This window comes from Serratia sp. JKS296, from assembly GCF_900215445.1.
Classification (GTDB): domain Bacteria; phylum Pseudomonadota; class Gammaproteobacteria; order Enterobacterales; family Enterobacteriaceae; genus Serratia; species Serratia marcescens.
Window position 1 is genome coordinate 79,319 of sequence record NZ_OCMX01000001.1, and the last position, 24,367, is coordinate 103,685.

25 protein-coding genes and 1 pseudogene are annotated in these 24,367 nt (G+C 59.6%); 8 read left to right on the forward strand and 18 right to left on the reverse strand.

Annotated elements, in window-relative coordinates; all coding sequences use genetic code 11:
* Positions 1–42 precede the first annotated feature (42 nt).
* Positions 43–864, forward strand: coding sequence for a serine O-acetyltransferase (gene cysE / locus CRO23_RS00420; RefSeq protein WP_004931135.1), 822 nt, complete (start codon positions 43–45; stop codon positions 862–864).
* A 61-nt stretch (positions 865–925) separates the two neighbouring features.
* On the opposite strand, the gene CRO23_RS00425 is transcribed toward cysE, so the two are convergent.
* The 5 genes from CRO23_RS00425 to cpxR all read right to left on the reverse strand — a co-directional run bounded on the left by CRO23_RS00425 (position 926) and on the right by cpxR (position 5,133).
* Positions 926–1,597 (reverse strand): DUF3313 domain-containing protein, encoded by a 672-nt coding sequence (locus CRO23_RS00425; protein ID WP_097101192.1) that lies wholly within the window; start codon positions 1,595–1,597, stop codon positions 926–928.
* A gap of 104 nt (positions 1,598–1,701) precedes the next feature.
* Positions 1,702–2,475, reverse strand: coding sequence for a CHAD domain-containing protein (locus tag CRO23_RS00430; protein ID WP_097101194.1), 774 nt, complete (start codon positions 2,473–2,475; stop codon positions 1,702–1,704).
* Between the two features lie 51 nt (positions 2,476–2,526).
* Positions 2,527–3,000, reverse strand: a complete 474-nt coding sequence (gene trmL, locus CRO23_RS00435; protein ID WP_004931130.1) for a tRNA (uridine(34)/cytosine(34)/5-carboxymethylaminomethyluridine(34)-2'-O)-methyltransferase TrmL — start codon at positions 2,998–3,000, stop codon at positions 2,527–2,529.
* Positions 3,001–3,043: 43 nt separating this feature from the next.
* Positions 3,044–4,438 (reverse strand): envelope stress sensor histidine kinase CpxA, encoded by a 1,395-nt coding sequence (gene cpxA, locus CRO23_RS00440; RefSeq protein WP_015379421.1) that lies wholly within the window; start codon positions 4,436–4,438, stop codon positions 3,044–3,046.
* On the reverse strand, positions 4,435–5,133 hold the full coding sequence (gene cpxR / locus CRO23_RS00445) for an envelope stress response regulator transcription factor CpxR (RefSeq protein WP_004931124.1): 699 nt from the start codon (positions 5,131–5,133) through the stop codon (positions 4,435–4,437). The genes cpxA and cpxR overlap by 4 nt, the downstream gene beginning before the upstream one ends.
* 148 nt (positions 5,134–5,281) lie before the next feature.
* Here cpxR and cpxP point away from each other — a divergent pair, with 148 nt between their 5' ends.
* From cpxP to CRO23_RS00465, 4 genes and pseudogenes are all read left to right on the forward strand, one after another.
* On the forward strand, positions 5,282–5,761 hold the full coding sequence (cpxP, locus tag CRO23_RS00450) for a cell-envelope stress modulator CpxP (protein ID WP_016929705.1): 480 nt from the start codon (positions 5,282–5,284) through the stop codon (positions 5,759–5,761).
* Between the two features lie 132 nt (positions 5,762–5,893).
* A pseudogene (gene fieF / locus CRO23_RS00455) lies at positions 5,894–6,796 on the forward strand (CDF family cation-efflux transporter FieF).
* Positions 6,797–7,027: 231 nt separating this feature from the next.
* Positions 7,028–7,990 carry a 6-phosphofructokinase gene (pfkA, locus tag CRO23_RS00460; protein ID WP_004931116.1) on the forward strand — a complete coding sequence of 321 codons (963 nt, stop codon included), beginning with the start codon at positions 7,028–7,030 and terminating at the stop codon, positions 7,988–7,990.
* Positions 7,991–8,176: 186 nt separating this feature from the next.
* Positions 8,177–9,166, forward strand: a complete 990-nt coding sequence (locus CRO23_RS00465) for a sulfate ABC transporter substrate-binding protein (RefSeq protein ID WP_097101196.1) — start codon at positions 8,177–8,179, stop codon at positions 9,164–9,166.
* A gap of 65 nt (positions 9,167–9,231) precedes the next feature.
* On the opposite strand, the gene tpiA is transcribed toward CRO23_RS00465, so the two are convergent.
* Positions 9,232–9,999, reverse strand: a complete 768-nt coding sequence (gene tpiA / locus CRO23_RS00470) for a triose-phosphate isomerase (protein WP_004931113.1) — start codon at positions 9,997–9,999, stop codon at positions 9,232–9,234.
* Between the two features lie 127 nt (positions 10,000–10,126).
* Positions 10,127–10,711: a DUF1454 family protein gene (locus tag CRO23_RS00475; RefSeq protein ID WP_016929709.1), complete on the reverse strand. Its 585-nt coding sequence runs from the start codon at positions 10,709–10,711 to the stop codon at positions 10,127–10,129.
* A 199-nt stretch (positions 10,712–10,910) separates the two neighbouring features.
* Here CRO23_RS00475 and CRO23_RS00480 point away from each other — a divergent pair, with 199 nt between their 5' ends.
* Positions 10,911–11,330, forward strand: a complete 420-nt coding sequence (locus CRO23_RS00480) for a DUF805 domain-containing protein (RefSeq protein WP_016929710.1) — start codon at positions 10,911–10,913, stop codon at positions 11,328–11,330.
* An 11-nt stretch (positions 11,331–11,341) separates the two neighbouring features.
* Here the strand turns inward: CRO23_RS00480 and fpr are convergent, their stop codons facing one another.
* Both fpr and CRO23_RS00490 read right to left on the reverse strand, forming a co-directional pair.
* On the reverse strand, positions 11,342–12,088 hold the full coding sequence (gene fpr / locus CRO23_RS00485; RefSeq protein WP_004931107.1) for a ferredoxin--NADP(+) reductase: 747 nt from the start codon (positions 12,086–12,088) through the stop codon (positions 11,342–11,344).
* Between the two features lie 3 nt (positions 12,089–12,091).
* Entirely contained in the window at positions 12,092–12,703 is a 612-nt protein-coding gene (locus tag CRO23_RS00490; protein WP_016929711.1) for a helix-turn-helix transcriptional regulator, read from the reverse strand.
* Positions 12,704–13,001: 298 nt separating this feature from the next.
* Between CRO23_RS00490 and emrD the strand changes: the two genes are divergently transcribed.
* On the forward strand, positions 13,002–14,186 hold the full coding sequence (gene emrD, locus CRO23_RS00495) for a multidrug efflux MFS transporter EmrD (protein WP_028128087.1): 1,185 nt from the start codon (positions 13,002–13,004) through the stop codon (positions 14,184–14,186).
* Positions 14,187–14,216: 30 nt separating this feature from the next.
* Here emrD and glpX read toward each other — a convergent pair whose 3' ends face one another.
* From glpX to CRO23_RS00510, 3 genes are all read right to left on the reverse strand, one after another.
* Positions 14,217–15,227, reverse strand: a complete 1,011-nt coding sequence (gene glpX / locus CRO23_RS00500; protein ID WP_079450585.1) for a class II fructose-bisphosphatase — start codon at positions 15,225–15,227, stop codon at positions 14,217–14,219.
* Between the two features lie 128 nt (positions 15,228–15,355).
* Positions 15,356–16,864, reverse strand: coding sequence for a glycerol kinase GlpK (gene glpK, locus CRO23_RS00505; RefSeq protein WP_004931097.1), 1,509 nt, complete (start codon positions 16,862–16,864; stop codon positions 15,356–15,358).
* Between the two features lie 42 nt (positions 16,865–16,906).
* Positions 16,907–17,752, reverse strand: a complete 846-nt coding sequence (locus CRO23_RS00510) for an MIP/aquaporin family protein (RefSeq protein ID WP_015379417.1) — start codon at positions 17,750–17,752, stop codon at positions 16,907–16,909.
* A gap of 524 nt (positions 17,753–18,276) precedes the next feature.
* On the opposite strand from CRO23_RS00510, the gene zapB reads away from it, so the two are divergent.
* Positions 18,277–18,516, forward strand: a complete 240-nt coding sequence (gene zapB / locus CRO23_RS00515) for a septal ring assembly protein ZapB (RefSeq protein ID WP_004931092.1) — start codon at positions 18,277–18,279, stop codon at positions 18,514–18,516.
* Positions 18,517–18,575: 59 nt separating this feature from the next.
* On the opposite strand, the gene rraA is transcribed toward zapB, so the two are convergent.
* The 6 genes from rraA to cytR form a co-directional block, all read right to left on the reverse strand.
* Positions 18,576–19,061, reverse strand: coding sequence for a ribonuclease E activity regulator RraA (gene rraA / locus CRO23_RS00520; protein WP_004931090.1), 486 nt, complete (start codon positions 19,059–19,061; stop codon positions 18,576–18,578).
* 75 nt (positions 19,062–19,136) lie between these two features.
* Complete coding sequence (locus tag CRO23_RS00525; RefSeq protein WP_079450586.1) at positions 19,137–20,054, reverse strand: 1,4-dihydroxy-2-naphthoate polyprenyltransferase; 918 nt, start codon at positions 20,052–20,054, stop codon at positions 19,137–19,139.
* Positions 20,055–20,136: 82 nt separating this feature from the next.
* Positions 20,137–21,471, reverse strand: a complete 1,335-nt coding sequence (hslU, locus tag CRO23_RS00530) for an HslU--HslV peptidase ATPase subunit (protein WP_004931086.1) — start codon at positions 21,469–21,471, stop codon at positions 20,137–20,139.
* A gap of 12 nt (positions 21,472–21,483) precedes the next feature.
* The gene (gene hslV / locus CRO23_RS00535) at positions 21,484–22,014 is read right to left on the reverse strand and encodes an ATP-dependent protease subunit HslV (protein WP_004931085.1); all 531 of its coding nucleotides are present in this window, start codon (positions 22,012–22,014) and stop codon (positions 21,484–21,486) included.
* A 102-nt stretch (positions 22,015–22,116) separates the two neighbouring features.
* Positions 22,117–23,052, reverse strand: coding sequence for a cell division protein FtsN (gene ftsN / locus CRO23_RS00540; RefSeq protein WP_028128088.1), 936 nt, complete (start codon positions 23,050–23,052; stop codon positions 22,117–22,119).
* 65 nt (positions 23,053–23,117) lie between these two features.
* Positions 23,118–24,146, reverse strand: coding sequence for a DNA-binding transcriptional regulator CytR (gene cytR, locus CRO23_RS00545; RefSeq protein ID WP_004931082.1), 1,029 nt, complete (start codon positions 24,144–24,146; stop codon positions 23,118–23,120).
* Positions 24,147–24,367: the final 221 nt, after the last annotated feature.

The following is a 24,367-nucleotide window of genomic DNA, read 5'->3' on the forward strand; positions in this document are numbered from 1 at the left end:
ACCGTGTGAAGCGGCCCGTTTGGCAAGGTAAAGGGGTATGTGATGTCGTCAGAAGAGTTGGAACAGGTCTGGAACAGCATTAAATCAGAAGCGCGAGCACTGGCTGATTGTGAACCGATGCTGGCCAGCTTTTTCCATGCGACGTTGCTCAAGCACGAGAATCTGGGCAGCGCGCTCAGCTATATGCTGGCCAACAAGCTGGCCACGCCGATCATGCCCGCCATCGCGGTGCGCGAGGTGGTGGAAGAGGCCTACAAGTCTGACAACCAGATGATCGTTTCGGCGGCGCGCGATATCCTCGCGGTGCGCCTGCGCGACCCGGCGGTCGATAAATACTCCACGCCGCTGCTTTACCTGAAGGGGTTCCATGCGCTGCAGGCTTACCGCATCGGTCACTGGCTGTGGCAGCAAGGGCGGCAGGCGCTGGCGATCTACCTGCAAAATCAAATTTCCGTCGCCTTCGGCGTGGACATCCACCCGGCGGCGACCATCGGTTGCGGCATCATGCTCGACCACGCCACCGGCATCGTGATCGGTGAAACGGCGGTGGTGGAGAACAACGTCTCTATCCTGCAGTCGGTCACCCTGGGCGGTACCGGTAAAACCAGCGGCGACCGTCATCCGAAAATCCGTGAAGGGGTGATGATTGGCGCAGGCGCCAAAATTCTCGGCAATATCGAAGTGGGCAAGGGCGCGAAGATCGGCGCGGGCTCGGTGGTCTTGCAGGCGATACCGCCGCACACCACCGCCGCCGGCGTGCCGGCGCGCATCGTCGGGCGGCCGGAGAGCGATACGCCGTCGATGGATATGGACCAATACTTCAACGGCACCAATCACGGCTTCGAGTACGGCGACGGCATTTGAACGCCGTTTGCGTATCCATTCAGGGGGAGCTTCGGCTCCCCCTGTGTTTTTCAGGCGGCGGTCAGCCCTGCTTAGGGAAGTTGGTGATATCGGTAACGATGTCGTCGATCGCCGCCTTGACGTCATCCGCCGTGACCGGCGTGCTGTCGTTGTTGACGGTTTTACCGTAGGCCTTGCGTACCACTTCCAGCACCGTTTTACCGGTATCCTGGTCGATCAACTCGCCTTCGATATACAGCGCGGTATTTTGCGTCCGGTGCCCGGTAGCCGCCATAGTGCTGGCAACCACCGCCGCGACCGGCACCACCTCATAGAACTTCATGTCTTCGTTTTCGGCCGAAACGGCGGTGATGGCGAGTTTGGCCACCAGAACGCGCGAGCCCGTCGGGCTTGGCAGAATGGTAAAGCGGTTCTGCAGCGCGGTTTTGATTCGCTGGGTCGCGTAGGCCTTAATCTTGTTCAGCGTGTCCTGGCTGACGCGCGCCGTGGGTTTCTCCGCCGGGAAATAGACTACCGGTTGGAAATAGATGCCGCGATAGTTGGATTCCTTGTAGCTTGGATCTACCCAGCGCAGCGTTTTATGACCGCTTGGTGAGGTGGTTTCCTGCAGTTTGCTGTAATCGGACAAGAAGCCCGAATATTGCGACGTTTGGGTGACTTTGGACGAACAGCCCGCCAGCAACAGGCCCGCTGCCAGAACGGCCATGGCAACGCTCAAGCGTTGTTTTTTCATGTGGTTTCCTATGATGAGTGGTGATTACCCTTACAAAACATAGCGCATTATCTGCGCCTCATCGGGCATTTTCGGGGCCGGGCGTGCCCTGCTGCGGCCTTTTTTCAGGATCGTGATGCGCCGCCGGTTTTCGCCGCCAGTGCCGGTGATAAGGCGGCGAGCAAGGCGTCCGCTCTGACCAGCGCCTGGCGTTGCTCAGCTTGCCACCGGGGCAACAAGGGCCAGAGATCCGCCTGATGTTCTGCCTGCAGGCACCAGATCTCCCGATCGTGCCAGTCACCGAGGGCGTTTTGCGCCGCTTTCAGGCTCGCCATCGCGGCGGGAGAGAGGGGAAGGTGCTGCGGATAGGCTTCAGCCGCGTAACGCAGGCGTTTTATCAGCAGCCGCAGGCGATGGCGATCGTAGCCGGTATCGGCCAATGCCCGGCGCAATTGCCGCTGCTGGCGCTGCAGGCGTCTATTCAGGCGGTGTTTGGCGCCGCGCCGCGCGGTGCGGCGAAAGCGGCGCGGCCAGGCGTGCAAAAGCGAGGGAAAGCCAATGAGCTGCGGATGAGCGAGCAGTTGACGGCAGCGGGCCCGAAGTTCGCTCTGGCGCGCGTTGGCCTGCCAGTCGAGGCGATGACGCGCCAGCTCGGCGATCAGCACCTCGAGATCGCGCAGCGGCGTCGTGAGCTTGCCTAATTCGGCGGCGTCCCGATCGAGCCGGGTTGCGCCGGGGCAGCCGCGCAACGGACGCAGCAGGCTGCGAATGCGGCGCAGGCAGACGCGCAAGTCGTGCAGCGCTTCGCTGTCTTGCGCCTGTTGCAGCCGCAACAGCGCCTCGTTCAGCGCCGGTTCGAGCCGGCGAAACTGGGTGACAATCTCTGCGACGAAAGCCATGTGCCGTGCCTGGAAGGGGTTAACCTTTCCAGTATGGCGCGACGTCGCGAATTACGCCTTGATCAGCGCACCGGCATAGTCCAGCTGCCGCCAGGCTTCATACACCACTACCGATACGGCATTCGACAGGTTCATGCTGCGGCTTTGCGCCTGCATCGGGATGCGGATTTTTTGCTGCGCAGGCAGCGCATCGAGGATGTCGGCAGGCAACCCGCGCGTTTCCGGGCCGAACAGCAGGTAGTCGCCGGCCTGGTAGCTGACGGCGCTGTGCGCCGGCGTGCCCTTGGTGGTGAGGGCAAACAGCCGCTGCGGGTTTTCGGCGGCGAGAAAGGCGGCGTAATCGGCATGACGGCTAACGCGGGTGAACTCATGATAGTCCAGCCCGGCGCGGCGCAGGCGCTTGTCGTCCCACGGGAAACCCAGCGGTTCGATCAGGTGCAGATTAAAGCCGGTATTGGCGCACAGGCGGATGATATTGCCGGTATTGGGTGGAATTTCGGGTTCAAATAAAACGATGTTCAGCATGTTGCAGGCCCCTCGTGAACGAGGGGCGCAGGATAGCAAACTCTTACTGTTCTGTCTTAGACGATAGGCGTTGATGATGCAGCGGCAGCCACAGCACCAGCCGCAGACCGCCAAGCGGGCTGTCTTCGGCCTTCACCCAGCCGCGATGCTGATTGACCGCCGCCTCGACGATAGCCAGGCCAAGGCCGGTGCCGCCGGACTCACGGTCGCGCGCCTCATCGGTGCGGTAGAACGGACGGAAGATCTGCTCGCGATCTTCGGCGCTGACGCCCGGGCCGTCGTCGTCAACCTGGATGGTCACGCCCTGATTGTCGGCGCTGAACGCCACGGCAATGCGGGTGTGTGAATACCGCAGGGCGTTGCGCACGATGTTTTCCAACGCGCTGTCCAGCGCGCTCGCGTTGCCGAACAGCGTCCACGGGCCGGGCGGCGCAGCGATCTCCAACTGTTTGCCCATCTGTTCGGCTTCGAAACGGGCGTTATCCAGCACGTCGGCCCACAGTTCGTTGGCCTTCAACTGCTCGCGCGCCAGCTCGCCCTTTTGCTGCCCGCGCGACAGCGCCAGCAGATCGTTGATCATCGAATCCAGCCGTTGCGCTTCGGTTTCGATGCGCGCCAGCTCGTGGCCTTCGCCGTGGCGGCGGCGCATCAGCGCGGTGGCCAGCTGCAGGCGAGTCAGCGGCGTGCGCAGCTCGTGCGAGATGTCCGAGATCAACCGTTGCTGGGCGTTCATCATGCGTTCCAGCGCGCTGACCATCTGGTTGAAGCTGGCGCCGGTGGCCAGGAACTCCTGCGGTCCGGCCTCCAGTTCCGGATGCTGCTTCAGGTTGCCGCGCGCCACGTCATCGGCGGCGTTCTTCAGCTTGCGTGCCGGTTTCGCCAGGCTCCAGGCCAGCCACAGCAGCAGCGGGGCGCTGATCAGCATGGTGACGATCAGCAGCAGCAGCGGCCGGTCGAACATCAGGTTGATGAAATCGGATTGCGGGCTGTTGGCGGGACGGATCAGGTACAGCTGGTAGTTGTCTTCGCCGTCGCGCACCGCGAACGGCCCGACCAGCTCGACGCGGCCGTACTTTTTCTTCTTGGGATGATCGGAGTTGTCGGATTGGCCGATGAAGTTGCGGACGATCTGCATTTCGTTGCGCTGCGCGCCGATCACCCGGCCTTCGCTGGTGACCAGCAGCAGGCGCTGGCCCGGCGGCGCCCATTTGTCGATGGCGCGGAACAGGCGGCGCCACCACATCAGATCGTTGGCCGGATCGTTTTGCAACTCGGCCTCGACGTGCTGTTCCAGCATCAACCCCTGCCGCTGCTCGCTGTCGAGCAATGAGGTCATCTGGCGGGAGTCGAGCTTGGGCACCATCAGCACCAGCATTAGCACCAGGGCTAACGTGAACCAGAAAATGGCGAAGATGCGTGCCGTCAAACTGTTGATCATGTTGCAGATACCATCAAATAACCACGCCCGCGCAGGGTTTTGAACCACGGATGCCCGTCTTTGCGATCCGGCAGCTTACGCCGCAGGTTGGAGATATGCATGTCGATGGCGCGATCGAACGGGGTCAGGCGTTTGCCCAGCACTTCCTGGCTCAGCAGTTCGCGCGATACCACCTGGCCGAGATGCTGCGCCAGCAGATACAGCAGGGTGAACTCGGTGCCGGTCAGATCCAGCACCTGGCCGTCGAAGCTGGCCTCCTGGCGGCCGGGGTTCAGCTGCAGGCCATCGACATCCAGCGTCGGGGCGCCGCTGTCGACCTGCTGCTGCTGTTCGCTCCAGTTGGAACGGCGCAGAATGGCGCGAATGCGCGCGACCAGTTCGCGATCGTTGAAGGGTTTCGGCAGGTAATCATCGGCGCCCAGCTCCAGGCCCAACACGCGGTCCAGTTCGCTGCCGCGCGCGGTCAGCATGATGACCGGCGTCTGGTGATGTTGGCGCAGTTCTTTCAACGTATCGATGCCGTTTTTCTTCGGCATCATGATGTCGAGCAGCAGCAGATCGACGGAGCTGTCCAGCAGCGACAACGCCTGCTCGCCATCGTGCGCGACGACGATATTAAAACCTTCCATTTCAAGCAGTTCTTTTAACAGCGAGGTCAACTCGCGGTCGTCGTCAACTAACAGAATCTTGTTCATTATGATTTACCTCCAGACGCAAAATACGTCATCAACTGTTGCCATTCCATGACTTTACGTAGTTTTACATGCACTGACGCAGGTTTTCAGGTGTGGCGGTACACTGCTCCTCGTTGATTCGCAAAGTGAGAAAGCTTGAGGAGTTGAAATGCGTAAGGTGACCGCATTAGTTATGGCATCACTGCTGGCAATTGGTTCGACCGCTGCCTTCGCTGCCGACACTATACCGGACACAGCTCAACCTCCCGGCAACGACGCGATGACCCGAGTACCCGGCCAGCACCATATGTTCGACGGTGTCAGCCTCAGCGAACAGCAGCGCCAGCAAATGCGCGATTTGATGCGCCAGGCCCGGCACGATCTGCCTGGTGTCAATGTAGCTGAAATGGAAGCCATGCATAAACTGGTGACCGCAGAGAAATTTGACGAAGCCGCCGTGTATGCCCAGGCGGAAAAGATGGCCCAACAGCAGGTCAAGCGCCAGGTCGAAATGGCTCGGGTGCGCAACCAAATGTATAACCTGCTGACGCCAGAGCAAAAAAGTGTTTTAGACCAGAAACATCAGCAGCGCATGCAGCAGATGGAGCAGCAAATTTCTGGTTTGCAGCAAGCTTCTGCCCAGAAGTGAAGTACGACTGAGTAGTCCCCTGTTTTTCCTTGCCATAGACACCATCCCTGTCTTCCCCGCCATGATGGCGGGGTTTTTTTTATCCGACATTTCGCTATATTGAGCGCCATACCTTTTGACCGGGATCCCTCAATGGAACAGCGCTATGCACGCCTGGTAAAGTCCGCTGCGTTGGCCGCTACCGCGCTGGCGTCGTCGCTGTTGTTGATCAAAATCGTCGCCTGGTACCACACCGGTTCTGTCAGTCTGCTGGCGGCGCTGGTGGATTCGCTGGTCGATATCGCGGCATCGCTGACCAACCTTCTGGTGGTGCGCTATTCGCTGCAGCCGGCCGATGCCGAGCACACCTTCGGCCACGGCAAAGCGGAGTCGCTGGCGGCGCTGGCGCAAAGCATGTTTATTTCCGGTTCCGCCCTGTTTCTGTTTCTCACCGGCTTCCAGCATCTGTATGCGCCGCAAACGCTGCGCGATCCCGGCGTTGGGGTCGTCGTGACGGTGATCGCGTTAGTCAGCACCCTGATGCTGGTCACCTATCAACGCTGGGTGGTCAGAAAAACGCGCAGCCAGGCCGTGCGCGCAGATATGCTGCATTATCAGTCAGATGTCATGATGAATGGTGCTATTCTTATCGCTCTTGGGCTAAGCTGGTACGGCTTCTAGCGGGCGGATGCGCTGTTTGCGCTGGGCATCGGCGTTTACATCCTGTATAGCGCGCTGCGCATGGGCTACGAAGCGGTGCAGTCGCTGTTGGATCGGGCGTTGCCGGATGACGAGCACCAGGCGATTATCGCCGTGGTTTCCTCCTGGCCCGGGGTGAAAGGCGCGCACGATCTGCGCACGCGGCAGTCAGGGCCGACGCGTTTTATCCAACTGCATCTTGAGATGGACGACACGCTGCCGCTGCGCGAGGCGCATCGGTTGGCCGATCAGGTGGAACAGGCGTTGCGGCACCGTTTTGCGGGGGCGGACGTCATCATTCACCTGGATCCATGCTCCGTGGTGCCGCCGGGTAGGCAGGGGCATTGGGAGCTATAATCAGATAGAGGCACAGATCGAAGTATTATCATGAATATCTGAGTTAGCTCAGCGTGCCATGCGGTGTTTTAACCGTTATATTGCGTGACTTGAATCAATTCAGCTGGGTGTTTTTGATATAATATCCAGCAATAAGCCATAAAGCTGGTTTTCTGCAGCCGGAGAGGTTTCAAGACGATCGGCGGAGACAGAATTCTTAAGAAATTGCATCTACACAGTTCAGAGGTAGTCATGATCAAGAAAATCGGTGTACTGACGAGCGGCGGTGATTCGCCGGGTATGAACGCTGCAATCCGCGGCGTTGTGCGTTCTGCGCTTTCAGAAGGTCTGGAAGTTTTTGGTATTTACGATGGCTACCTTGGCTTGTACGAAGATCGCATGGAGCAGCTGGACCGTTATAGCGTGTCCGACATGATCAACCGCGGCGGCACCTTCCTCGGCTCGGCCCGCTTCCCGGAATTCAGGGATGAAAACGTGCGCGCCAAGGCGATTGAAAACCTGAAGAATCGCGGCATCGACGCGCTGGTGGTGATCGGCGGCGACGGTTCCTACATGGGCGCCAAACGCCTGACGGAAGAAGGCTTCCCGTGCATCGGTCTGCCGGGCACCATCGATAACGATGTCGCCGGTACCGACTACACCATCGGTTACTTCACCGCGCTGGAAACCGTGGTGGAAGCGATCGACCGCCTGCGCGATACCTCCTCGTCGCACCAGCGTATCTCTATCGTGGAAGTGATGGGCCGTTACTGCGGCGATCTGACGCTGGCGGCGGCGATTGCCGGCGGCTGCGAGTTCATCGTGCTGCCTGAAATCGAATTCAACCGCGAAGATCTGGTGTGCGAAATCAAGGCCGGTATCGCCAAAGGCAAAAAACACGCCATCGTGGCGATCACCGAGCACATCTGCGACATCGATGAGCTGGCGCGCCACATTGAGCAGGAAACCAAGCGTGAAACCCGCGCCACCGTGCTGGGCCACATTCAGCGCGGCGGTTCGCCGGTCGCCTATGACCGCATCCTGGCCTCGCGCATGGGCGCCTACGCCATCGAACTGCTGCTGCAGGGGTACGGCGGCCGCTGCGTCGGTATCCAGAACGAAAAAATGGTGCACCACGACATCATCGACGCGATCGAAAACATGAAGCGTCCGTTCAAGGGCGACTGGCTGGAAACGGCGAAAAAGCTGTACTGATACGCCGCTCACCGCACGACAAAAAAGCCTCCGCTCCCGGGGGCTTTTTTATGCTCGCCGGTGACATATTCCAGAATCATCTATCCCAAAATTTTTTATTCTTTAGTTGCCGGGAAAGTTTCTGGCAGGCTCTGATGCTAAATCAACCGATTGAGGTTGCGCTTAATTTTCTGGGAGAGCCTGTCGATGCGTAAATGGGGTGTAGGTCTGACATTGGTGCTGTTGGCGTCCGGCGCCATGGCGAAGGATATTCAGTTGCTGAACGTGTCATACGATCCGACGCGTGAGTTCTATCAGGCTTACAACACGGCGTTCAGCAAGCACTACCAGGCGGAAACCGGCGACAAGGTGACGGTGCGCCAGTCGCACGGCGGTTCCGGCAAACAGGCGACCTCGGTGATCAACGGCATCGAGGCTGACGTGGTGACGCTGGCGCTGGCCTATGACGTCGACGCTATCGCCGAACGCGGCCGCATCGAGAAAGACTGGATCAAACGCCTGCCGGACAACTCGGCGCCTTACACCTCGACCATCGTCTTCCTGGTGCGCAAAGGCAACCCGAAACAGATTCATGACTGGCCTGATTTAATCAAGCCGGGCGTGTCGGTGATCACTCCGAATCCGAAAACTTCCGGCGGCGCCCGCTGGAACTACCTGGCCGCCTGGGGCTACGCGTTGCATCACAATAACAACGATAAGGCCAAGGCGCAGGACTTCGTCAAAAACCTGTACAAGAACGTTGAGGTGCTGGATTCCGGCGCGCGCGGCTCGACCAACACCTTCGTTGAGCGCGGCATCGGCGACGTGCTGATCGCCTGGGAAAACGAAGCGCTGCTGGCGGAGAAAGAGCTGGGCAAAGACAAGTTCGAGATTATTACGCCGAGCGAATCGATCCTGGCCGAACCGACGGTGTCGGTGGTGGATAAGGTGGTCGATAAACGCGGTACCCGCGAGGTGGCGATCGCCTACCTGAAGTATCTGTATTCACCGGAAGGGCAGACTATTGCGGCGCAGCACTATTATCGCCCGCGCGATGCGGCGGTGGCGGCCAAGTTCGCCGGGCAGTTCCCGCAGCTGAAGTTGTTCACCGTGGATGACACTTTCGGCGGCTGGACCGAAGCGCAGAAGGTGCACTTCGCCACCGGCGGCGTATTCGACGAAATCAGCAAACGTTGATGCCGTTTAAGCGGCAATAAAAAACCCCGGCAAGCCGGGGTTTTTTTATGGCAAGCCTAGGGCAATCAGGCTTTTTTCGCTGCTGCGGCGGCTTTGACGATCACGGCGAAAGCGTCGGCTTTCAGCGAGGCGCCGCCAACCAGCGCGCCATCGATGTCCGGCTGGGAGAACAGCTCTGCGGCGTTCTTGTCGTTCACCGAACCGCCGTACTGGATGATGATTTCAGCGGCAACCGCGGCATCGTGCTTGGCGATGTGATCGCGGATAAATTTGTGCACGGCCTGCGCCTGCGCAGGGGTGGCGGATTTGCCGGTCCCGATGGCCCAGACCGGCTCATAGGCGATCACGGTGCCTTTCATCGCCGGTGCGCCCAGCGTTTTCAGCACGGCGTCGATCTGGCGCGCGCACACTTCTTCAGTTTTGCCCGCGGCGTTTTCCGCTTCGGTTTCACCGATGCACAGCACCGGGATCAGGCCGGCTTCTTTCAGCACGGCGAATTTCTCGGCGATGACTTCGTCGCTTTCCTTGTGGTAGGTGCGACGCTCGGAGTGGCCGATGATGATGTACTGGGCGCCGACGTCTTTCAGCATGTTGGCGGAAACTTCACCGGTGAAGGCGCCGGACAGGTTAACGTCCACGTTCTGCGCGCCCAGCGCGATGCGGCTGCCGGCCAGCGCGTGCTTGGCCTGATCCAGATACATCACCGGCGGGGCGATGGCGACGCCACAGCCGTCAACGCTGCTCAGCTCATTGCGCAGACCGGCGATCAGTTCGTTGACCATGTGAGTGCTGCCGTTAAGCTTCCAGTTACCCATAACTAATGGATGACGCATGTTTTTTCCTCCAACTAGGGAACGCGAGAGTCGAAATGACAACTGCCGGACCGGCAGTTTACCTGCCCAACAGTATAGAGATCATTAAGCGCGAAGGCTTTGCTTTTCGTCATTAAATGCCGCGCCGTTACGGCTCGGAAAGCGCCAGCTTAATCGGTTCAACCGCGAAGGTTACGCCTTTATCGCCGTTGTCCGAGACGACATAGCGAATGGCGCCGACCTGCTGTTGGTAAAAGCGCGATCCTTTGCCTTTTTCCAGCAGGCTGTTCACCTTGTTCTGGCTCTGCTCCACCGTCAACGCCGGTTCGAACTGGCGCATCAGCGCCGCCATGTAGTTGATGGCGATGGCGCGCGCGGCTTTTTCTTCATTGGCCTGTTGCAGCGGCAGGTGAGTGATCTGCAACGTTTTGATTTTGCCGGTGCCTTTCTCCAGCGCGGTGGAGGCATACAGGTTTTCGTTGAGTTTGCTGGCGGCGCGCGTCAGCAGCGGCGAATCGTCTTCGGTGGCCGGAATGGCGCGGAATTCGCCAATCGGCAGCTTCGGGTTGTCGCGATTGTATTTTTCGCGGAATTTGACCACCGTCAGATCGAACGTCGGCGCGCCGGCCAGCAGGTAAGGTGCGGCGGGCGTTGCATCGGCGGGCGGCGGATTGGCCCAGGCGCTGGCGGCGGCCTGCAACAGACAGGCAATGACGAGGGTTTTTCTCAGCATGGCGTATGGCATCAAGGACAAAGATGGCTCCGATTAAAGCGATAACTCGCGGGCCTTGTCAAAGATCCCGCGCCATTATCGGTTCGCTGACGAGAAAGCTGTGCGGCGCACCGCGTTATGCAAGGCGGAAAACTCGGCCCGGCAGCGCCTATGTTACACTGCGGCGCAGAATATGGGCAGGCTTAGAGCGCAGGAATCGATGACGTTACAACAGTGGTGTTTTTCTTTTAAGGGCCGCATCGGGCGGCGCGACTTCTGGATCTGGATGGGGCTGTGGCTGGTGCTGATGGCGGCGGCGTTTACGCTGGCCAATTATCAATTGATCGCCATCCAATCCATCGCCTTCTTTATCGTGGCGCTGCTGTGGCCGACGGCGGCGGTGCTGGTCAAACGTCTGCACGATCGCAACAAGGCTGGCTGGTGGGCGCTGCTGCTGATCCTGGCGTGGATGCTGGCGGCGGGCAACTGGCAAATGCTGGCGCCGATCTGGCAATGGGGCGTCGGGCGTTTCATCCCGACGCTGATTATCGTGATGATGATGATCGATCTGGGCGCCTTCGTCGGCACGCCGGGAGACAATCGGTTCGGCCCGGAAGCCGAACCGGTGAAGTTCCGCTGATCCCCTTTGGGTTACCAGTAGTGTTCGCTGGTGATGTGGCCCGGTTTGCGGCGCAGGTGTTTGCGCATCTGGCGATGGTCTTTCAGCGTTTGCTGGGTGTCCCGCACCATCTGCGGGTTGCCGCACAGCATCACGTGGCTGGTTTCGGCGTCGATGGTCAAGCCGATCGCCGCTTCCAGCCGGCCGTCCTCGATCAGCGCCGGCACGCGGCCGGTCAGTGAACCGGGCGTTTCTTCGCGGCTGACGACGGTCTGGATGCGCAGCTTGCCGTTGTAGCGTTGCTGCAATTGCTGCATCAGCGGCAGGTAGCTCAGATCGCGCGCAAAACGCGCGGCGTGCACCAGCACCAGGTTGTTAAAGCGTTCCAGGCCGACGCCTTGCTGCAGAATCGATAAATAGGGGCCGATGGCGGTGCCGGTCGCCAGCATCCACAGCGTGTCGCAGTCGGGCACCTCATCCAGCACGAAGAAGCCGGCCGCTTCTTTGGTCACCATGACATCCGACCCTGGCCGCAGCTGATTGAGGCGTGGGCTCAGTTTGCCTTCCGGCACCGTCACCAGATAGAACTCCAGGTTGGCGTCATCGGGGGCATTGACGTAGGAGTAAGCGCGTTGCACTCGTTCGCCGTCGATCTCCAGCGCCAGTTTGGCGAATTGCCCGGCGGTGAAAGGATCGATGGGGGCATTGACCACCAGGCTGAACAGCCCGTCGGTCCATTGTTTTACCTGCGTAACCTTGCCGTTTACCCATTCAGCCATACTCTAAAGCTCCCGTGGTCGAATCAAATAAGCACAATGTCGTGAGCCGGAAATGGCGTGCGTGGTGCGCTCTATCCGGTAGTCGTTGCCGAACAGGCGGTGAAACAGCTGCAGCTCGGAATTGCACAGGCTGCTGCAGTTGGAACCGGCCACGCCGATCGGACAGTGGTTTTCCACCAACAGCGCACCGTGCGGATGATCGAGCAATTCGGCCATGTAACCGTCATGTTGCCGCAGACGCACCAATCGGGCTAACCGCTCTTGGTGGCTGCGCTCGGCGGACAGCTCTTCGGCATAACGCAGATAAAGCTGCTCTTCGCGCGCGCTCAGCAACGGTTCCACGCCGGCGCCGCCAAACAGCCGCAGCGCGGATGCCCGCAGCCGTTCCTGATCGGCGGCCGCAAAAGCGTGCCCTCGCGCTGTCAGCGACCAGTAGCGCGTCGGGCGGCCGACCTTGCTGCGCGCTTCTTCGTAACAAACCAACTCACGTTTTTCCAGGGATTGCAGATGTTGTCGGATGCCCATCGGCGTGATGTCCAGACGCTCCGCCAGCATTTTGGCCGAGTGCGGGCCGAGAGCCTTTAACTGCAATAAAATCAGCTCAGGTGTTTTCATGAACCAAATCCCTATGGTGTTATTTTATTTCAAGTTGATGAAAATAATTATCGATTAAATGCTAAAGCGCAGCTACTGCAAACGCGCTAATTTTTACCCCCAAAGCGTTAGACGTACAGTTTAATTTACGAGCCTGGTCGGGTTTGCTGCCAGTGTGACCTGGATCAATATTTGTCTGAAACTCGCTAAAAAAATCAGATTTGATTAGCTTATGCCGCCATAGAGGGCTGCTCGCCGTTCTGGCTGCTGCAACGGCCATACCGGGACGCTGTGACGAGTTGAAACGTTAACGAAGATAATGAGAAAACTAGAGAATTTTCACCTGCTGGTGATGCTTATCCTGTTGGTCGCCGTCGGCCAGATGGCGCAAACCATTTATGTTCCCGTGATTGCTGATATCGCCCACGATCTGTCGGTTCGCACCGGCGCTGTGCAACGGGTGATGGCGGCGTATCTGCTGACCTACGGTTTCTCCCAGCTGATTTACGGGCCGATATCGGATCGTATCGGGCGTCGCCCGGTGATCCTGACCGGCATGATGATCTTCCTGGTCGGTGCGCTGGGCGCACTGCTGTCCACCAACCTGACGATGCTGGTTGCCGCCAGCGCGATTCAGGGCATGGGCACCGGCGTGGCGGGCGTGATGGCGCGCACCATGCCGCGCGATCTGTATGCCGGCACCGCACTGCGCTACGCCAACAGCCTGTTGAACATGGGGATTTTGGTCAGCCCGCTGCTGGCGCCGGTGATCGGCGGCGCATTGGCGATGGTGTTCGGCTGGCGCGCCTGCTACGCCTTCCTGCTGGGGCTGTGCGCCTGCGTCGCCTTCGCCATGTTCCGCTGGCTACCGGAAACGCGTCCGGTGCAAACGGAAAAACGTCGCATGCTGGCCAGTTTCCGCCAGTTGCTGGGTGACAGCACCTTCAGCTGCTATCTGGTGATGCTGATCGGCGCGCTGGCGGGGATTGCGGTATTCGAGGCCAGCTGCGGCGTGTTGATGGGCGGCGTGTTGGGACTGAGTGGGCTGACCGTCAGCATCCTGTTCATTCTGCCGATCCCGGCGGCGTTTTTCGGCGCCTGGTACGCCGGGCGCGACGGCAAGACCTTCCACACGCTGATGTGGCATTCGGTGATTAGCTGCCTGCTGGCGGGGGCGATGATGTGGATCCCGGGCTGGTTCGGCGTGATGAACATCTGGACGCTGATCGTGCCGGCCGCATTGTTCTTCTTCGGCGCCGGCATGCTGTTCCCGCTGGCGACCACCGGGGCGATGGAGCCGTTCCCTTACCTGGCCGGCGCGGCGGGCGCATTGGTAGGCGGCATGCAGAACATGGGGTCCGGTCTGGCGACCTGGCTTTCCGCCATGCTGCCGCAAACCGGGCAGTTCAGCCTCGGCTTGCTGATGTTCGCGATGGCGCTGCTGATCCTGCTGTGCTGGTGGCCGCTGTCCAATCGTATGCAGCATCAAGGACATACCGCATAACGACAGGGCGCCATTCGGCGCCCTGTTTCGTTACAGCAGAAACTCGTGCAGCGCCGGGTCTTTGCGATCCAGATAGTGGGTCGAACGGATACGGCGGATGGTGCGCGACTTGCCGCGGATCAGCAACGTTTCGGTGGTGGCCATGTTGCCCTGGCGGCTGATGCCTTCCAGCAAATCGCCCTTGGTGATGCCGGTGGCGGAGAAGATCACGTTGTCGTTGCGCGCCATCTGATCCAGACGCAGCGCCTGGCCGGCTTCGATACCCATCTCCCGGCAGCGGGCCAACTCTTGTTCGCCGATGCGGCGGTTTTCGGCGTTGTCGCCTTTCACCTCATGACGCGGCAGCAAACGCGCCTGCATGTCGCCGTCCAGCGCGCGGATCACCGCGGCTGAGATCACCCCTTCCGGCGCGCCGCCGATGCCGTACATCACATCGACCTCGCTTTCGGGCATGCAGGTGAGAATGGAGGCCGCCACGTCGCCGTCAGGAATGGCGAATACTCGCACGCCCAACTGTTGCATCTGCGCGATGACGCCGTCGTGGCGCGGTTTGGCCAATACGATCACCGTCAGCTGCGACAGCGGTTTGCCCAGTCGTTCGGCGACGTTCTGCAGGTTCTCCGCCAGCGGCCGGTTGAGATCGATGGCGCCGCGCGCCGCCGGGCCGACTACCAGCTTCTCCATGTACATGTCCGGCGCGTGCAGGAAGGTGCCGCGATCGCCCACCGCCAATACCGCCAGCGCGTTGGACTGGCCCATGGCGGTCATGCGGGTGCCTTCGATCGGATCGACCGCGATGTCGACCGCGTCGCCTTGGCCGGTACCGACCTGCTCGCCGATATATAACATCGGCGCTTCGTCGATCTCGCCTTCGCCGATCACAATGCGCCCATCGATATCCACTTTGTTGAGCATGATGCGCATGGCGTGGACCGCCGCGCCGTCGGCGGCGTTCTTGTCGCCGCGCCCCAGCCATTTGTAGCCCGCCAGCGCGGCGGCTTCGGTAACGCGGGAGAATTCGATGGCTAATTCACGTTTCATGGCAAACCTGTCTGTGAGAAAGGGAAGAAAATATCGACAAAGTCTATCACAGCGCGGTGGCGGCAGGGCGGGGCAAAAAAAAGCGCCGCCCGCAGGCAGCGCTTGTTGGCGAAACGGCAACTTCGGAATTACTCGTGATCTTCCCATGCCTGAGCGCGAGCCACCGCTTTTTTCCAGCCGCTGTAGCGGTAGTTGCGTTCGGTGGTTTCGATGCTTGGGCGGAATTCACGCTCAACCACCGCTTTGCTCTTCACTTCATCCAGATCGTTCCAGTAGCCGATGGCCAGGCCCGCCAGGAACGCCGCGCCCAGCGCCGTCGATTCACGCACTTCAGGGCGTTCTACGCGGGTGCCGAGAATATCGGATTGGAACTGCATCAGGAAGTTGTTGGCGACCGCGCCGCCGTCCACGCGCAGCGATTGCAGGCGGGTGTTGGCGTCGGCCTGCATGGCGTCCAGCACGTCACGGGTCTGGAAGGCGATGGATTCCAGCGTGGCGCGGATGATGTGGTTGCTGTTGGCGCCGCGGGTCAGGCCGAAAATGGCGCCGCGAGCATACGGATCCCAGTAAGGCGCACCCAGGCCGGTGAAGGCCGGCACCACATAGACGCCGTTGCTGTCTTTCACCTTGGTGGCGAAGTATTCGGAGTCGGCGGCGTCGCTGATCAGTTTCAGCTCGTCGCGCAGCCACTGGATAGACGCGCCGCCGATGAACACCGCGCCTTCCAGCGCATAGTTCACTTCACCGCGCGGGCCGCAGGCGATGGTGGTCAGCAGACCGTTTTTCGACCGTACCGCTTCTTTGCCGGTGTTCATCAGCAGGAAGCAGCCGGTGCCGTAGGTGTTCTTCGCCATGCCCGGTTGAACGCACAGCTGGCCGTACAGCGCCGCCTGCTGGTCACCGGCGATACCGGCGATAGGAATACGCGTGCCGCCCTTGCCGCCGATGTTGGTCTGGCCGTATACCTCGGAGGAAGGACGGACTTTCGGCAGCATGGCGCGCGGAATGTCCAGCACTTCCAGCATGCGTTCGTCCCAGTCCAGCTCGTGGATGTTGAACATCATGGTGCGTGAGGCGTTAGTGTAATCGGTGACGTGTACGCGGCCCTGGGTCATCTTCCACACCAGCCAGGTGTCGACGGTGCCGAACAGCAGTTCGCCGCGTTTGGCGCGCTCGCGGGCGCCTTCGACGTTGTCCAGGATCCATTTCACCTTGGTGCCGGAGAAGTACGGGTCAACCACCAGGCCGGTGTTGTGACGGATGTACTCTTCCAGGCCGTCGCGCTTGAGCTTCTCGCAGATGTCGGCGGTGCGGCGGCACTGCCAAACGATGGCGTTGTAAATCGGCTTGCCGGTCTCTTTTTCCCAGACGATGGTGGTTTCGCGCTGGTTGGTGATGCCGATGCCGGCGATCTGATCGGAATTGATGTCGGCTTTCGCCAGCACTTCTACCAGCGTCGAACTTTGCGACGCCCAGATCTCCATCGGGTCGTGCTCAACCCAGCCGGCCTTTGGATAGATCTGCGGGAATTCGCGCTGCGATACCGCAACGATGTTGGCGTCGTGATCGAGCACGACGGCGCGTGAGCTGGTGGTCCCTTGGTCGAGTGCGACAATGTATTTTTTTTCTACAGTCATGGTAATTATCCTGCTGTTGTTAACCGTTTAAAACTGCACCCATCATGCTTTACGCTGCTGGGTCTTGGCGTCGGGCTCTTCCTCCGTCACGCAGACGTCGCACGGCAGGTGGCGGCCAATCAGCGCGCGGTAACCGAAAGCGCCCAGGCCACAGCCGACGATAGGGGCGAAGATCGGCACCAGGAAGTACGGGATATCACGTGCGCCGGTGAAGGCGACTTTGCCCCAGCCGGCCAGGTAGGCGAACAGTTTCGGCCCGAAGTCACGCGCCGGGTTCAACGCAAAGCCGGTCAATGGTCCCATGGAGGCGCCGATCACGGCAATCAGAATACCGATCAGCAGCGGTGCCAGCGGGCCGCGCGGGATGCCGTTGCCGTCGTCGGTCAGCGCCAGGATCAGGCACATCAGGATTGCCGCGATCACCATTTCTACCAGGAAGGCCTGACCGACGGAGATGTGTGCGTTAGGGTAAGTCGAGAAGATGCCGGCCAGTTCGAGGCTTTCGTTGCTGCCGCGCACCATGTGGTGGGCCGCTTCGAAGTCGAAGAACAGGTTGTAGTACAGCCCGTAGACCAAGGCCGCTGCGCAGAAGGCGCCGGCGACCTGCGCAATGATGTAAGGCACCACTTTGCGCCCGTCGAAGCAGGCGAACAGCCACAGGGCGAGGGTGACCGCCGGGTTGAGATGCGCACCGGAAATGGCGGCGGTCAGATAGATGGCCATGGCGACGCCCAGGCCCCAAATGATGCTGATTTCCCACTGGCCGAAGCTGGCGCCCGCCAGTTTCAGCGCGGCAACGCAGCCTACGCCAAAGAAGATCAGCAGCGCCGTGCCGAGGAACTCGGCGATGCACTGGCCTTTTAATGTCGGACTGGTGGTTTGGCTCATAATGTTGTTGTCCTGCAAAACGGCGGTTGTTGGTTTATAGGCTCAGTTGGGTAGAGATCTGGCCTATGGGCACAGTTTTTTTCATCTCGTCCAATTATTGAATAAGGACGTGATGTAAATTTATCGTTAACGAACATAAACGAGAAATAGCGAAATCAAAATGTGTGTGGCGCGTCATAAAATTGAGCGATTTCGCGTCGTTTAGTGTTCTTTCTGAGCCATAAAAGTGTGATCTGACCAGTGGTTTGCTGAGGGTTGTTAACAACTCGCGGCGGCGGCGATGGGGATTTTCAGTTTTTGCTGATGGCGGGGGCAGGAAAATTGCAACAGACTGCGCGATGATCCGGTATGTTGCTAGACAGGCGGAGACTGGCTACTTACAATCGTTTTTAACGAATCGAGACCGGCGCGCCTTTCGTAACGGCGCGCGTCACTGAGCGCGATGCAATATTCGCAGTAGCTGCAGCCGATGTTGCGGCCGCTACTTATAGATGTACGCCTTGCTATCATGAGGGGACTGAAGCATGTCATTTGAAGTATTTGAGAAACTGGAAGCAAAAGTACAGCAGGCGATTGATACCATCACCTTGTTGCAGATGGAAATTGAAGAGCTGAAAGACAAAAACAACTCTCTGTCGCAGGAAGTTCAGGCTGCCTCCGGCAACCACGAAGCGTTGGTGCGCGAAAACCAACAGCTGAAAGAAGAACAGCACGTATGGCAAGATCGCCTGCGCGCGCTGCTGGGCAAAATGGAAGAGGTCTGATCCTCACGCCATGCAGCAACGAAAAGGGCGCCTCAGGCGCCCTTTTTCATGACCGGAAATCACTCGATGTCGAGCGGGTCCTCGGAGAGGATGATACCGGTGTTGTCGGCATACAGGTGGTCGCCGGAGAAGAAGGTGACGCCACCGAAGTTGACGCGGATATCGCTTTCGCCCACGCCTTCGCTCACGGCACCCGCCGGGATCGCCGCCATCGCCTGAATGCCGATGTCGAGTTCTTCCAGATCGTCCACCTGGCGCACCGCGCCGTACACCACGATGCCTTCCCATTCGTTCTGGGCGGCCAAGCGCGCCAGTTCGGCGTTGATCAGCGCCCGGCGTACCGAACCGCCGCCGTCGACCAACAGCACGCGGCCGCGGCCGTTTTCTTCAAGCAGATCGAACAACAGGCCGTTATCCTCGAAGCATTTCACCGTGGTGATCTGCCCGCCAAATGAAGTACGCCCGCCAAAATTGGAGAACAGAGGTTCAACAACGTTCACCTCTTCATGATAGATGTCGCAAAGTTCGGAAGTATCGTATTTCATAGGATTTTACGTCTGTTTGCCGCTGGAATGTTCAGTATATCCCTTTATTCGCCCTGTTGGCAAAATCATCAGTTTTTAACTGAGCGCCACGCCGATGGCGAACAGCAGGTTGGCCAGCAACGCCGCTTTGACCATGTGTTCCAGCATCGGCCGCATGCCGACCGGCGTCGGATCGCGCAGCACGCGCAGGCCGTGGCGCGTCAGCAGCGGGATCGCCAACACGAACAGCCAACCCCACGGGCTGTGCAGGTTGAACAGCGTAAACAGCGCGAAACACAGCACTGCGCCGCCGAGCAGCAGGGCATGGTAAATGCGCGCCTTGTGCGGGCCGAGACGCACCGCCAGCGTGTTCTTGCCGTTTTCGCGATCGCTCTCGATATCGCGCAGATTGTTGATGTTGAGCACCGCCGTCGCCAGCAGGCCGCAGGCGGTGGCAGGCAGCATCACCACGCTGTCGAAGGTGTGCGTTTGCAGATAGTAGGTGCCGGCCACGCTCAGCCAGCCGAAGAACACCAGTACCGAGATGTCGCCCAACCCCAAATATCCGTAGGGCTTGTTGCCGACGGTATAGGTGATGGCTGCCACGATAGACAGCCCGCCCAGCACCAGAAAGCCCACCACGTCGCTGGGTTGCTCGCAGGCGACGGCGATCAGCGAACAGCCGGCGAGGGCGATCAGCACTACCGTCACCACCAGTGCCCGTTTCATCTGCGCTTGGGTGATCATGCCTTTCTGCATGCCGCGCAATGGCCCGATGCGATCATCTTTGTCGCTGCCTTTGACCGCATCGCCGTAGTCGTTCGCCAGGTTGGAGAGGATCTGCAGCAGGCCGGCGGTCAACAGCGCCAGCAGCGCCACTTCAGGTTTCAGGCTGCCGTGCCAGGCGGCGATTGCCGAGCCGACCACAATGGAGGCAAAGGCCAGCGGCAGGGTGCGGGGGCGTAGACTTTCCAGCCAGGCGGAGATCGGGGTGGTGGGGGTTGATGAGCTCATGTTTCGCTTCTGTGTCCGTTAGAAATAATAGTGGGAGGCAATGCCTCCCACACAGATGACTGACAAGACAATGATTGAGCGATTATAGGATAAAACGACTCAAATCTTCATCCGCCACCAGTTCATCCAGATGACTGCGCACGTAATCCGCATCAATTGTAATGGATTGGCCATTAATTTCACTCGCATCGTAGGAAATATCTTCCATCAGACGCTCCAGCACGGTGTGCAGACGACGCGCGCCGATGTTCTCGGTGCTTTCGTTGACCTGCCACGCGGCTTCGGCGATGCGGCGGATGCCGTCGGCGGTGAACTCGATATTGACGCCTTCGGTGCCCATCAGCGCTTTGTACTGTTCGGTCAGCGACGCGCTCGGCTCGGTCAGGATGCGCTCGAAATCTTCGGTGGTCAGCGCCTGCAGCTCAACGCGGATCGGCAGACGGCCCTGCAGTTCCGGGATCAGATCCGACGGATTGGCGGTCTGGAACGCGCCGGAGGCGATGAACAGGATGTGGTCGGTCTTCACCATACCGTGCTTGGTGGACACGGTGCAGCCTTCCACCAGCGGCAGCAGATCGCGCTGTACGCCTTCGCGGGAAACGTCCGGGCCGGAGCTTTGGCCGCCGCGCTTACAGATTTTGTCGATCTCATCGATAAACACGATGCCGTGCTGCTCAACCGCTTCGATCGCCTGCTCTTTCAGTTCTTCCGGGTTTACCAGCTTGGCGGCTTCTTCTTCCACCAGCAGCTTGAAGGCTTCTTTGATCTTCAGCTTGCGTGGTTTTTGCTTTTGGCCGCCGAGGTTCTGGAACATCGACTGCAGCTGGTTGGTCATCTCTTCCATGCCCGGAGGTGCCATGATTTCCACGCCCATCGGCGCGGCGGCCAGATCGATTTCGATCTCTTTGTCATCCAGTTGGCCTTCGCGCAGTTTCTTGCGGAATGCCTGGCGGGCGGCGGACGGTTCCTGATTTTCTTCCGGCTGGCCCCAGTTGTTCTTGGCCGGCGGGATCAGCACGTCGAGAATGCGCTCTTCGGCCAACTCTTCGGCGCGGGTGCGGTTTTTCTCGATCGACTGCATGCGCACCATTTTGATGGCGGCATCGGTCAGATCGCGGATGATGGAGTCCACTTCTTTGCCCACATAGCCCACTTCGGTGAACTTGGTGGCTTCAACCTTGATGAACGGCGCGTTGGCCAGCTTCGCCAGACGGCGGGCGATTTCGGTTTTACCGACGCCGGTCGGGCCGATCATCAGAATGTTTTTCGGGGTCACTTCGTGACGCAGCATCTCGTTGAGCTGCATCCGGCGCCAGCGGTTGCGCAGGGCAATGGCGACAGCGCGTTTGGCCTTGTTTTGGCCAATGATATAGCTGTCCAGTTCGCTGACGATCTCGCGCGGGGTCATTTCAGACATGGTATTCGATCCTTACGCTTTGGAAGGCAATTCTTCAATGGTGTGGAAATGGTTGGTGTAAATACAGATGTCGCCGGCGATGTTGAGGGATTTCTCAACGATGTCGCGGGCGCTCAGCTCGGTATTTTCCAACATGGCGCGGGCGGCGGCCTGGGCGTACGGGCCGCCGGAGCCGATGGCGATCAGATCGTTTTCCGGCTGCACCACATCGCCGTTGCCGGTGATGATCAGCGAGGCGGTTTCATCGGCGACCGCCAGCAGCGCTTCGAGCTTGCGCAGCATGCGGTCGGTGCGCCAGTCTTTCGCCAGTTCGACGGCGGCTTTCACCAGGTGGCCCTGATGCATTTCCAGTTTGCGTTCAAACAGTTCAAACAGCGTGAAGGCGTCAGCGGTGCCACCGGCGAAACCGGCGATCACTTTGTCGTTATACAGGCGACGCACTTTCTTGACGTTACCCTTCATCACCGTATTACCCAGGGTTGCCTGGCCATCACCACCGATGACGACCTGGCCGTTGCGGCGTACGCTTACAATTGTTGTCACGAGCAGACCCTCGTTAAAGACGGAAAGAAGTCCCCGCAGCGCCTGCTTTCGCAGACGCTACGAGGCATATTGAGAGTATAGATGGGGGGGGATTGACGCTTTTCAACCCCCAACGGAGAGGGGAATGCAACTCGACATGCCGACGCCCTTCAGGCGTGAAAGGGTTTTATCCGCTGCGGCGCGGCTGCTGTAGGGGCCGAGCACCACGCGATTCCAGCCGCCGCCGGCGGTGATGCGGCTCTCGATGCCTTCGAACGCCAGGCGCGCGCGCACGGATTCAGCCTGATCGGTGGCGCGGAACGAACCGCATTGCACCATCCACTTCTGTTTCGATTCCGGCTTGGTGTCCTGCTTGGCCGTGTCCTGTTTCACTTCCGGTTTCGGCTCCGGCTTCGGTTGCGGCTTCGGCTCAGGCTGTTTCACCTGCACCGGCGGTGGGGTGACCGGCTTCGGCTGCTGGTGCTGCTGCACCGGCGCGGTGGCGGCCCCGTTGTTGAATGGGTTGCGCGGCGCCTGGGTAACCTGCTGCTGTTGCTGTACCGGCTGCTGCTGCATTTGCTGTTGTTGCATCTGTTGCTGCTGGCGGTTGCTGCGCGCGTTGGCCTGGCCCGGATCGTTATACGGCACTTCGTTCAACTGCGTCGGGCGCTGCTGCATGTCGGCCTGCATTTGTTCCAGCAACTGCCGCTGTTCGGCGGTCAACTGAGTTTTGGAATTGAGCTCGCCGCCGGCCGTCGGTTCGGTCGGGGTTTGCACGCCGATCTGCCGGTTTTCCAGCTCTTTGATGTAGCGCCAACGCTCTTCCGGCTTCGGCGGCAGGCCGTTGCCTGGGCGCGTGGTGTGCGCAGGCAACAACGGCGCGTCTTCCGGCTTGTTGTGCGTAATGAAATAGAGGCCACCGACAAAGACAACCAGCAACGCGGCGGCTAACGCCAGCACGGTTTTGGAAACCTTCGGAGAACTGCGTTTTTTACGGCTGGGGGTTTTACGCTTAGCTCCTGCTGCGCGCCCACGGCTTACATAGTCTTTTTGTGCCACTATTATTCCGCTGTGTCCTGATGAGAGGATAAGTCCGTCATGTTACTGAACCCTAAAATATTTGACTAGCGTTTCGGGGCAGCGGTGCTGCCTCTGATAATCAATTCACTGTCCAATAGCCGGGAGCCGCTGGCCACCGTCTGGCCGTTCAACTGCTCCAACAGCAATAACATCGCCTGTTGGCCTATCTGGAAACGCGGCTGCGCCACCGTGGTCAGCGGCGGATCGCAATACTGCGCCAGCTTGAGGTCGTCAAAGCCGACGATCGACAGATCCTGCGGTACCCGCAGCCCCATTTTCTTCGCCTGGGACAGCACGCCGATCGCCATGACGTCGCTGTGGCAGAACACCGCCGTCGGCGGTTTCGGCTGAGCCATCAGCGCCGTCAGCGCTTGCGCGCCGGCTTCGTAGGTAAAATCACCCCGGGTAATATAGCTGCTTTCGACGGTAATGCCATTACGACGTAGCGCTTGAACGTAACCCTGCAGCCGATAATGGCTCAGCGGCATCTGTTCCGGCCCGGCGACGCAGGCGATCTGCCGGTGGCCCAATTGATGCAAATAATGCACGGCTTCAAAGGCGGCGGTCAGGTTATCGATGTGCACCGTCGGCAGTTCCAGCTCGGGGGCAAACTCGTTGGCCATCACCATCGGCGGCAGGTTGCGCTGCTCTTCCTTGCTAGCGTCAAACGGCAGGTTGGAGCCCAGCAGCAGCATGCCGTCGATCTGTTTGGTGATGATCAGATTGACGAAGGTGCGCTCTTGCTGATTTTGCTGCGCGCAGTCGCCGATCAGCACCAGATAACCTTGTTGGGCCGCGGTCTGTTCGATCCCCTGGATCACATCGGCGAAAAACGGATCGCAGATGTCGGGCACGATCACCAGGATGGTGCGGGATTCGTTGCGTTTGATATTGCGTGACAGAGCATGAGGAGAATAACCCACGGCCAGCACGGCCTGTTCCACTTTCTGGCGCGTTGGCGTTGACACCTTTTCCGGGTTCATCAGCGCACGCGATACGGTAGCCGTTGAAACGCCCGCCATTTCGGCGACGTCTTTCATGGTCGCCATGGATAACTCTTTCTTGTGTTCCAACGCCTTTCTCCTTGCGTCAGCCCCATGCCGACGCCACTACTGCTGTTTGCTCACAATGTCCGGCATGCGGTGGCGGGATTGTTGTCATTGAGCGCCACTCGCGTTCGGGCACTCCGTCGCGCTGCGATGTGGCGACAAAATTTGCCCTCGCAGACATTCTAAACAGAATACGCCCCGCCTTTGTTACCTAATTTGCATAAAAAATGTGACCTGAGAAGGTT

Bases quoted from the DNA above. Each gene is read 5' to 3' on its own strand.
- zapB (WP_004931092.1), top strand. From the start codon at position 18,277: ATGTCATTTGAAGTATTTGAGAAACTGGAAGCAAAAGTACAGCAGGCG.
- pfkA (WP_004931116.1), top strand. From the start codon at position 7,028: ATGATCAAGAAAATCGGTGTACTGACGAGCGGCGGTGATTCGCCGGGT.
- cpxP (WP_016929705.1), top strand. From the start codon at position 5,282: ATGCGTAAGGTGACCGCATTAGTTATGGCATCACTGCTGGCAATTGGT.
- trmL (WP_004931130.1), bottom strand. From the start codon at position 3,000: ATGCTGAACATCGTTTTATTTGAACCCGAAATTCCACCCAATACCGGC.
- CRO23_RS00490 (WP_016929711.1), bottom strand. From the start codon at position 12,703: ATGAAAACACCTGAGCTGATTTTATTGCAGTTAAAGGCTCTCGGCCCG.
- hslU (WP_004931086.1), bottom strand. From the start codon at position 21,471: ATGTCTGAAATGACCCCGCGCGAGATCGTCAGCGAACTGGACAGCTAT.
- rraA (WP_004931090.1), bottom strand. From the start codon at position 19,061: ATGAAATACGATACTTCCGAACTTTGCGACATCTATCATGAAGAGGTG.
- CRO23_RS00480 (WP_016929710.1), top strand. From the start codon at position 10,911: ATGACGTTACAACAGTGGTGTTTTTCTTTTAAGGGCCGCATCGGGCGG.
- CRO23_RS00425 (WP_097101192.1), bottom strand. From the start codon at position 1,597: ATGAAAAAACAACGCTTGAGCGTTGCCATGGCCGTTCTGGCAGCGGGC.
- glpX (WP_079450585.1), bottom strand. From the start codon at position 15,227: ATGAAACGTGAATTAGCCATCGAATTCTCCCGCGTTACCGAAGCCGCC.
- cpxR (WP_004931124.1), bottom strand. From the start codon at position 5,133: ATGAACAAGATTCTGTTAGTTGACGACGACCGCGAGTTGACCTCGCTG.
- cpxA (WP_015379421.1), bottom strand. From the start codon at position 4,438: ATGATCAACAGTTTGACGGCACGCATCTTCGCCATTTTCTGGTTCACG.
- tpiA (WP_004931113.1), bottom strand. From the start codon at position 9,999: ATGCGTCATCCATTAGTTATGGGTAACTGGAAGCTTAACGGCAGCACT.
- glpK (WP_004931097.1), bottom strand. From the start codon at position 16,864: ATGACTGTAGAAAAAAAATACATTGTCGCACTCGACCAAGGGACCACC.
- CRO23_RS00465 (WP_097101196.1), top strand. From the start codon at position 8,177: ATGCGTAAATGGGGTGTAGGTCTGACATTGGTGCTGTTGGCGTCCGGC.
- fpr (WP_004931107.1), bottom strand. From the start codon at position 12,088: ATGGCTGAATGGGTAAACGGCAAGGTTACGCAGGTAAAACAATGGACC.
- CRO23_RS00430 (WP_097101194.1), bottom strand. From the start codon at position 2,475: ATGGCTTTCGTCGCAGAGATTGTCACCCAGTTTCGCCGGCTCGAACCG.
- CRO23_RS00475 (WP_016929709.1), bottom strand. From the start codon at position 10,711: ATGCTGAGAAAAACCCTCGTCATTGCCTGTCTGTTGCAGGCCGCCGCC.
- cysE (WP_004931135.1), top strand. From the start codon at position 43: ATGTCGTCAGAAGAGTTGGAACAGGTCTGGAACAGCATTAAATCAGAA.
- CRO23_RS00525 (WP_079450586.1), bottom strand. From the start codon at position 20,054: ATGAGCTCATCAACCCCCACCACCCCGATCTCCGCCTGGCTGGAAAGT.
- emrD (WP_028128087.1), top strand. From the start codon at position 13,002: ATGAGAAAACTAGAGAATTTTCACCTGCTGGTGATGCTTATCCTGTTG.
- CRO23_RS00510 (WP_015379417.1), bottom strand. From the start codon at position 17,752: ATGAGCCAAACCACCAGTCCGACATTAAAAGGCCAGTGCATCGCCGAG.